This is a genomic window from Achromobacter denitrificans NBRC 15125, from assembly GCF_001571365.1.
In the GTDB taxonomy this organism is placed as follows: Bacteria; Pseudomonadota; Gammaproteobacteria; order Burkholderiales; family Burkholderiaceae_B; genus Achromobacter; species Achromobacter denitrificans.
Genome location: NZ_BCTQ01000004.1, coordinates 203709 through 211975 on the forward strand (window position 1 = coordinate 203709; position 8267 = coordinate 211975).

The 8267-nt window shown below is 70.2% G+C and carries 7 protein-coding genes; 4 read left to right on the forward strand and 3 right to left on the reverse strand.

Translation table 11 applies throughout. The features are described 5' to 3' along the window. Positions 1-29 precede the first annotated feature (29 nt). Genes ADE01S_RS05725 through ADE01S_RS32045 form a run of 3 tightly spaced genes read right to left on the reverse strand, consistent with a single transcriptional unit; the run spans position 30 to position 4068 of the window. Positions 30-1217 (reverse strand): CaiB/BaiF CoA transferase family protein, encoded by a 1188-nt coding sequence (locus tag ADE01S_RS05725; RefSeq protein WP_062680501.1) that lies wholly within the window; start codon positions 1215-1217, stop codon positions 30-32. Beyond that, on the reverse strand, positions 1214-2317 hold the full coding sequence (locus ADE01S_RS05730) for a hypothetical protein (protein ID WP_062680502.1): 1104 nt from the start codon (positions 2315-2317) through the stop codon (positions 1214-1216). Before ADE01S_RS05730 ends, ADE01S_RS05725 begins: the two co-directional genes overlap by 4 nt. 14 nt (positions 2318-2331) lie before the next feature. Then, positions 2332-4068, reverse strand: a complete 1737-nt coding sequence (locus ADE01S_RS32045) for a TetR-type transcription factor C-terminal domain-containing protein (protein ID WP_062680503.1) — start codon at positions 4066-4068, stop codon at positions 2332-2334. A gap of 181 nt (positions 4069-4249) precedes the next feature. Between ADE01S_RS32045 and ADE01S_RS05740 the strand changes: the two genes are divergently transcribed. The 4 genes from ADE01S_RS05740 to ADE01S_RS05755 all read left to right on the forward strand — a co-directional run. Further along, on the forward strand, positions 4250-5440 hold the full coding sequence (locus tag ADE01S_RS05740) for an acyl-CoA dehydrogenase family protein (protein ID WP_062680504.1): 1191 nt from the start codon (positions 4250-4252) through the stop codon (positions 5438-5440). A gap of 215 nt (positions 5441-5655) precedes the next feature. After that, positions 5656-6888, forward strand: coding sequence for a 3-methyl-2-oxobutanoate dehydrogenase (2-methylpropanoyl-transferring) subunit alpha (locus tag ADE01S_RS05745; protein WP_062680505.1), 1233 nt, complete (start codon positions 5656-5658; stop codon positions 6886-6888). A 2-nt stretch (positions 6889-6890) separates the two neighbouring features. Beyond that, complete coding sequence (locus ADE01S_RS05750; RefSeq protein ID WP_062680506.1) at positions 6891-7934, forward strand: alpha-ketoacid dehydrogenase subunit beta; 1044 nt, start codon at positions 6891-6893, stop codon at positions 7932-7934. 3 nt (positions 7935-7937) lie between these two features. After that, positions 7938-8267 (forward strand): biotin/lipoyl-containing protein (locus ADE01S_RS05755; RefSeq protein WP_303621337.1); only part of this gene is annotated, 330 nt, incomplete at its 3' end.

Below are 8267 nucleotides of genomic sequence, written 5' to 3' on the forward strand. Positions count from 1 at the left end.
CTGGACGGCGCGTGGCGCGCCGCCGGTAATCAGCGGGGCGGGCCGAGCGCCCCGGCGTTGCGCAGCCGGTCGATGTCGGCCTCGCCGTAGCCGGCTTCGCGCAGTACGTCCTCGCTATGTTCCCCGGGCAGCGGCGGCAGCGTCCGCAGCGATGCCGGCGTGCGGCTCAGCTTGGCGGGAAAGCCGGGGCCGCGGTAGTCGCCCTGGGCGAGCGCCATGCGCCGGTGCGCGGCGTGCGGCGTCGCGATGGCCTCGGCCACGTCCAGGATGGGCGCGACCGGCACGCCGGCGGCGGCCAGGGATTCGGACAGCTCGCGGCCATCCCGGCCGGCCAGCAGGCGCGCGAGCGCCGCGCGCAGTTCGGCACGGTTGGCGATGCGATCGACGTTGCGCAGGAAGCGCGGGTCCTGCGCCAGCCCGGGGTCTCCCAGTTCCGCGCACAGCGTGGCGAACTGCCGCTCGTTGCCCACCGCGACGTAGACGGGAACCGTGGCGGTCTCGAAAGCGTCGTACGGCGCGATGTTGGGATGGCCGTTGCCGGAGCGCGCCGGCGTCTTGCCGGTCCACAGGTAGTTCGCCAGATGCGGGTGGGCCACGCTCAGCGCGCAATCGTGCAGCGCGAGGTCGCACAGTTGCCCGCGTCCGGAGCGGGCGCGCTCGGCCAGCGCCGCGAGGACGGCGATCGTCGCCTGCATGCCGGTGGCCAGGTCCACCATGGGGATGCCCAGGCGCAGCGGCGGGCCGTCCGCCTCGCCATTGACGCTCATCAGGCCGCAAGCCGCCTGCACCGCGGCGTCGTACCCGGGCCGCCCGCCCAGGGGGCCGTCGTCGCCGAAACCCGTGATGCGGCAATGGATCAGGCGCGGAAAGCGTTCGCACAGGGCCGCGGGGTCGGGCACGCCCCAGGACGCCAGCGTGCCGGGCTTGAAATTCTCGATCAGCACGTCGGCGGTTTCCAGCATGCGCCAGAAGACCTCGCGCGCATCCTCGCGGTTCAGGTCCAGGATGACGCCGCGCTTGTTGCGGTTCAAGGCCTGGTAGTAGGCCGCGCCGCCGGCATTCACCGGCGGGCCGAAGGTGCGCGTTTCGTCGCCGGCGGGCGGTTCGATCTTGATGACGTCCGCGCCGTGGTCGCCCAGCATCTGGCCGCAGTACGGGCCGGCCAGCACGCGCGAGGCGTCGATCACGCGCAGGCCGGCGAGGCTGGAGGCGTTCATGTCCGGCCTCCGGGTATGGGGCCGACCAGCACGCCGCGCGGCGCGATCCGCCACTCGAATGCGCCGTCGCCCTGGTCCAGGCGGCGCGTGACCTTCAGGTCCAGCCGACGATGGTGCGCCGACAAGGCGCCTTCCAGCAGGCAGTTCCAGGCGTCGAACGCGGCGCCGTGCAATTGCGTCAGGCCGGCCATCAACTTCCAGGTGGTCTGGCGCACGCCGGGCGCGCCGCCGTCCGCGATCAGTTCCGCCTCGTCGCCCTGGGCGCGGGCAAGCGCCACCATGAAGCGCGCATAGTCCTCCGCCGACCCCTGGTCGGGCAGGCCGAGAGCGGCGGCGGTATCGCTGTAGAACTGCATGCCGATCAGGCGGGCGGTGATGCCGCCGAGCCAGGCGGCTTCGTGCGGGCCGTGCAGGGCGATCAGCTCGGGCAAGGCGGTGCGCACATATTCCATCGCGTAGTTGCGCCGCGCTTTTTGCAGACGATCCTGAGGCCAGGCGGCGGTGGGCAGCGTGGGCGCGCGGGAAGGATCGAAGTCGGGGGCTTCCTCGCCGCGCGCAAAGCGCAGGCGCTCGTCTTCGGAGAGATCCCGGTCGTACTCGCAGTAGTAGCCTTCCAGGCCGGGCTGGCCGTCCATCGCCTGCTTGGTGCATACGAAGCCGAGCCGGCGCGTGCCCAGCGAGACGCCGTTGTGCCCGTGCCAGCCGCGCAGCACGGCGCGGGACACCTCGCCGGGGATCGCGCACAGCGCCGTGCCTTGCCAGGCCCAGCGCGGAGTCGGGTAGCGCACCCAGACCTTGCGGGAGGATTCTTCCATGTACTCCACCCGCACGCCGCCGATGGCGTTGGACAGATAGTGATAGCGCGCCGCGGCCACCGCGGGAGGCAGGCCGGCGATGCCCAGCTTCTCCAGGCCGGGCAGGAATCGCTCCAGATGCTGGCGGCGGAAGATGTGGAAGACGAGGTCGGCCGCCTCGCGGCTGCCGCGCCGCGTGACCAGGGTCATCACCAGGCCGGTGAAATAGGCGTGGTACCACTCGGCCACGGCCGACCAGCGGGCCGCGTCGCTGCCCGGGGCGGCATGGATGGGAAGAGTCTGCATGGCGGTCGTCTGTATCAGAGTCGATGGGCGGCGTCGGCGGGGGCGTCCTCGGACGCGCCGGCCTCGGGCTGGTAGGCCTGGGTCAGGCCGGACAAGACGAAGCGGGCCAGGTGCGTGGCCAGGCGCTCCCGGTCCGCCGGGGTTTCGCCGGGGCGAGGCTGGTACCACATGGTGGTCCAGTTGATGGCGCCGAACAGGGGCTTCGCGGCCAGGCGCGGGTGCTGGCGGGGCAATTCGCCCGCCTCGATGGCCTGCGTCAGCACGTTCACGAACAGTTCTTCGTAGTGGTCGCGCAGGCTGATGACTTCGTCCAGGCGCGCGCGCTGTTCTTCGTTGATGCGGCCCATGAGATGGGATTCCAGCCCCTGGACCGCCACGCGCTGGTAGGACAGGTGCTTCATGACTTGCATCGCGTGCGCGTAGGCCATCCGGTACAGCCGGTCGATGGCGCGCACGCCGGGCTGCCGGGCGATGGGTTCGACCGTGGCGATGTTCATCTCCAGGGCCCGCTGGTACACGGCGGTGAACAGGTGCGCCTTGCTCCGGTAGTGGTGATAGATGCTGCCTTTGGTGACGCCGAGCGCGTCGCCGATCTGGTCCAGGGTCGTGGCGTCATAGGTTTGCTGCGTGAAGGCATCGGCGGCGGCGTCGAGGATTTCCGCGACGCGGTCGGGCTGGTCGCCGGGGCGGGGGATCGGAGCGTGAGACATGGCGGACGAGGTTCCGGAGGCGGTGGAAGACAGGGGAGGCCGGATCGCGCCGGCGAGCAGGACGGCATGGGCCTCCTGCGTGCCGGCCGTGGCCTGGTGGAGATGGCGGGCGCGCAGCAGGGCCTGCAAGGCGGCGGGGTCGGCCAGGGGGGAGGCGCCGGCGAGTTTCATGGCGGCCGCCAGCATCCGCTCGGCCGATTCGCCCGCCGACAGCAATGCCATGGCGCTCAGCAGCCGGATGTTGTCGCCCGCCAGGGCCGCGGCTCCGGCCTCGTGCAGCAGCGCCCGCGCCGCGGCCAGGGCGCTGGTGCAGGCTGCCAGGTCCTGGGCGCCGCGCGAGGGCGCCGCGTCCTCGGCGGGCAGGGCGTCCACGGCTTGCGCGTAGGCCGCGAGCGCGACGCCGTTGGCCTGCGCGGCCGCGGCCAGCCGGCGCAGGGCGTCGGTGCGCAGCATGGCATCGCGCGCCTGCCCGGCCGGGCCCAGCAGGTGTTCCGGGCCGACGCTGAGGTTCACCCGGGCCAGGCCGCCGGCCGGGCCGGCTCGGTCCGATTCCACGCCGGGGAGGTCGGAGGGCAAGAGAAACGCGGACACCGCGCCGGCTTCGGCGTGATGGGCATACACCAGCAGCGGCGCGCCGGCCTCGGCGCCGATCCAGGGCCCGCCGCCCTGGACTCGCCAGGAACGGCCTTCCGGATGGGCCAGGAAGGCGGGCCGGCCGCCGGCGGGATCCAGCGCCTGCGCCGGATTGGCGGCGGCGGCCGATCGTTGCCGTTTGGCGCGGGCTGCGCCCAGCTCGCCGATCGCCGCCGCGGCGCACCAGGCGGCGGCCAGCGCGGTCGACAGCGCCGGCCTCGGCGCGGACAGGATTTCGATCACCGCCAGGACGGTGGCGGGCTGCTGCTGCGCGCCGCAGAGCGCATCCAGGCCGGACTGCGATACCGGGGCATGCGCGGCGGCGTCCTCGGGCAGGGCGGCGAGCCGGCGCGCATGCGCCAGCCAGCGGGCGGACACGCCAGGGGCAGGGGGCCAGGAGAGGGTCATCGAGCGAGGATCCTTATGCGTATCAAAGTCCATACTTGAAGGTATGTTAGGAGTCGGCAATCCTTATTTCAATAGAAAAAATGGATTGATTTATAAGGAAAACCCTTGGGTATCCACTCTCCCATACTCATGGGTATGCCGCTAGACTCGGGATTTCACGACGACGACACCAAGGACATTCATGAGCTCCGCTTTCCTTCCCCTGCACCAGCGCGAATCGATGGACCTGCCTTTCTTCGAGCCCGCCCACAAAGACTATCTGCGACGGGTGGAGGCCTTCGCCGACGGCCGCGACGATCCGCCCGCCACCGCCGCCAACGTCGACGCCAACTGCCGCGACCTGGTGCGGGCCATGGGCGCCGCCGGCCTGCTGCGCGCGGCCGTGCCGCAGGGCTACGGCGGAGACGCGCCCGCCATCGAATCGCGCCGGCTGGTGCTGGCGCGCGAAGCGCTGGCTTATCGCCACGGCCTGGCGGACTTCGCCTTCGCGATGCAGGGCCTGGGCAGCGGCGCCATCAGCCTGGCCGGCTCGGAGGCATTGAAGGCCGCCATCCTGCCCAAGGTCGCCAGCGGCGAGTGCATCCCGGCCTTCGCGCTGTCGGAGAAGGGCGCGGGCTCGGACGCCGCGGGCATGGCCTGCCGCGCCCGCCTCGAAGACGGCCATTACGTCATCGACGGCGAGAAGACCTGGATTTCCAACGGCGGCATCGCCGACGTCTACACGCTGTTCGCGCGCACGGAAGCAGCGGCCGGCACGCGCGGGATCTCGGCCTTCGTGGTCTATCCGGAAGATCCAGGCTTTTCCATCAGCGAACGGATCGATGTCATGGCGCCGCATCCCCTGGCGACGCTGCGCTTCGACGGGCTGCGGATTCCCGCCGACCGGCTGCTGGGCGCGCCCGGCGAAGGCTTCAAGCTGGCCATGCGCACGCTGGACATATTCCGCGTGTCGGTGGCGGGCGCGGCCTTGGGATTCGCGCGCCGCGCGTTCGACGAGGCGCTGGCCCACGCGCGCGACCGCCGGCTGTTCGGCGGCACGCTGGCCGACCTGCAGCTGACGCAGGCGAAGCTGGGCGACATGGCGGTCGCGATCGACGCGGCGGCGCTGCTGACCTACCGCGCGGCATGGCGCCGCGATGCCCAGGGCCTGCCCACCACCCGCGAGGCCGCCATGGCCAAGCTGGCGGCGACCGAGAACGCGCAGTCGGTGGTGGACATGGCCCTGCAACTGTTCGGCGCGCGCGGCGTGCGCGTCGGTGAAACCCTGGAGAGCCTGTACCGGGAGATCCGCGCGCTGCGCATCTACGAAGGCGCCAGCGAAGTCCAGAAGGTCATCATCGCCCGCGATGCCTTGAAGGCCGCGGCGGCATGACCGCCGGCATTGGGTTGCGAGGCACGAATGGCCCGCAGCGCCAGTCTCCATGCGGGTCGCCCAATGGCAACGGCGGCTGTGCTATTGTTTTTAACCGGCCGGCCACGATCATCATTGCGTGGTCGAGCCGGCGATGATGCGGCCCGAGGCTACCTCCTTGCGCCGCGTCCTTGGCAAGAATAAACGCATGACACGATCAAGCGTGGAGACAATACATGAGCCAATATGGGCCGTTGAAGTTGCACGTCCCGGAACCCACCGGGCGTCCGGGTTGCAAGACCGACTTTTCCTACCTGCACCTGTCGCCGGCCGGCGACGTGCCCAAACCCCCCATTGATGTTGCCGCGGTCGATACCGGCGGACTGGCGTACAGCCTGGTCCGGGTGATCGACGACGAGGGCCGCGCCGTCGGCCCCTGGGCGCCGGACATCAGCGACGATCTGCTGCGCGCGGGCATGCGCAGCATGTTGAAGACGCGCATCTTCGACGGGCGCATGCTGACCGCGCAGCGCAAGAAGAAGATCTCGTTCTACATGCAGAGCCTGGGCGAGGAAGCCATCGGGTCGGCCCACGCGCTGGCGCTGGAGCAGGGCGATATGTGCTTCCCGACCTACCGGCAGCAGAGCATCCTGCTGGCGCGCGACGTTTCGCTGGTCACGATGATGTGCCAGCTGATGTCCAACGAGCGCGACCCGCTCAAGGGCCGCCAGCTGCCGGTGATGTATTCCGACCGGGAGCGGGGCTTCTTCAGCATTTCGGGCAACCTGGCCACGCAGTTCATCCAGGCGGTGGGCTGGGCCATGGCCTCGGCCATCAAGGGCGACACGCGCATCGCGTCGGGCTGGATCGGCGACGGCGCCACCGCCGAAGCGGATTTCCATACCGCGCTGACGTTCGCCCACGTGTACCGCGCGCCGGTGATCCTGAACGTGGTCAACAACCAGTGGGCCATTTCGACGTTCCAGGCGATCGCGGGCGGCGAAGGCGCCACCTTCGCGGGCCGCGGCGTGGGCTGCGGCATCGCTTCGCTGCGCGTGGACGGCAATGATTTCCTGGCCGTGTATTCGGCCTCGCGCTGGGCGGCCGAGCGCGCCCGCCGCAATCTGGGCCCGACCCTGATCGAATGGGTGACCTACCGCGCGGGCCCGCACTCCACCTCCGACGATCCCACCAAGTACCGCCCCGGCGACGACTGGAGCCACTTCCCGCTGGGCGATCCGATCGAGCGCTTCAAGAAACACCTGATCCAGCGCGGCATCTGGTCCGAGGCCGAGCACGACGCGGTGCGCGCCGAGCTCGATGCCGAGATCCTGGCCGCGCAGAAGGAAGCGGAAAGCTACGGCACGCTGGTGGACGGCCACGTCCCCAGCGCCGCCAGCATTTTCGAAGACGTGTACAAGGACATGCCGGAGCACCTGCGCCGGCAGCGCCAGCAGCTCGGAGTCTGATCATGGCAATCGATAACAACATCGGTCCGGCGTCCGCGTCGATGACCATGATCCAGGCTTTGCGCTCGGCCATGGATGTGATGCTGGAGCGCGACAACAACGTGGTGGTGTTCGGCCAGGACGTGGGCTATTTCGGCGGCGTGTTCCGCTGCACGGAAGGCCTGCAGGCCAAGTACGGCAGCTCGCGCGTGTTCGATACGCCGATCTCCGAAGGCGGCATCGTGGGCGTGGCGGTGGGCATGGGGGCCTACGGCCTGCGCCCCGTTTGCGAGATCCAGTTCGCCGACTATTTCTATCCGGCTTCCGACCAGATCGTGTCCGAGGCGGCGCGCCTGCGCTACCGCTCGGTCAATGAGTTCATCGCGCCGATGACCATCCGCATGCCTTGCGGCGGCGGCATCTACGGCGGGCAGACGCACAGCCAGAGCCCCGAGGCCATGTTCACGCAGGTCTGCGGGCTGCGCACCGTGATGCCGTCCAACCCCTACGACGCCAAGGGTCTGCTGATCGCGGCCATCGAGAACGACGATCCGGTGATCTTCCTGGAGCCCAAGCGCTTGTACAACGGCCCGTTCGACGGCCACCACGACCGTCCCGTGACGCCCTGGACCGGCCGGCCGGGCAGCGTGGTGCCCACGGGCTACTACACCGTGCCGCTGGATTCGGCCGCCATCGTGCGTCCGGGCAGCGAGCTGACGGTGCTGACCTACGGCACCACGGTGCACGTGTCGCTGACCGCGGCCGAGGAAACCGGCATCGACGCCGAAGTCATCGACCTGCGCAGCCTGTGGCCGCTGGACCTGGACGCCATCGTCAATTCGGTGAAGAAGACGGGCCGCTGCGTGGTGGTGCACGAAGCCACCCGCACCTGCGGCTTCGGCGCCGAGCTGATCGCGCTGGTGCAGGAGCATTGCTTCCATCACCTGGAGGCGCCCGTCGAGCGCGTGACCGGCTGGGACACGCCGTATCCGCACGCCCAGGAATGGGCGTACTTCCCCGGCCCGCGCCGGGTCGGCGAAGCGTTCAAGCGCGCGATGGAGGGTTGAGAGATGGGTATTCATATCATCAAGATGCCCGACATCGGCGAAGGCATCGCGGAAGTCGAGCTGGTGGGCTGGCACGTCAAGGTGGGCGATACCGTCGCCGAGGACCAGCCGCTGGCCGACGTGATGACCGACAAGGCCACGGTGGAGATTCCGTCTCCGGTGGTGGGCCGCGTGGTCGCGCTGGGCGGCGAGGTGGGCCAGGTAATGGCCGTGGGCGGCGAATTGATCCGCCTGGAAGTGGAAGGCGAGGGCAATGTGAAGCCGGGCGCGGAAGCGCCGCCGGCCAAGGCGGCCGCCGCCGCGGCCGCGGGCCAGCCCGCGCAGGCCGCCGCA

What these genes read in the sequence shown, in the direction of transcription:
- ADE01S_RS05725 (WP_062680501.1), bottom strand. Translation starts at nt 1,217, where the DNA reads ATGAACGCCTCCAGCCTCGCCGGCCTGCGCGTGATCGACGCCTCGCGC.
- ADE01S_RS05730 (WP_062680502.1), bottom strand. Translation starts at nt 2,317, where the DNA reads ATGCAGACTCTTCCCATCCATGCCGCCCCGGGCAGCGACGCGGCCCGC.
- ADE01S_RS32045 (WP_062680503.1), bottom strand. Translation starts at nt 4,068, where the DNA reads ATGACCCTCTCCTGGCCCCCTGCCCCTGGCGTGTCCGCCCGCTGGCTG.
- ADE01S_RS05740 (WP_062680504.1), top strand. Translation starts at nt 4,250, where the DNA reads ATGAGCTCCGCTTTCCTTCCCCTGCACCAGCGCGAATCGATGGACCTG.
- ADE01S_RS05745 (WP_062680505.1), top strand. Translation starts at nt 5,656, where the DNA reads ATGAGCCAATATGGGCCGTTGAAGTTGCACGTCCCGGAACCCACCGGG.
- ADE01S_RS05750 (WP_062680506.1), top strand. Translation starts at nt 6,891, where the DNA reads ATGGCAATCGATAACAACATCGGTCCGGCGTCCGCGTCGATGACCATG.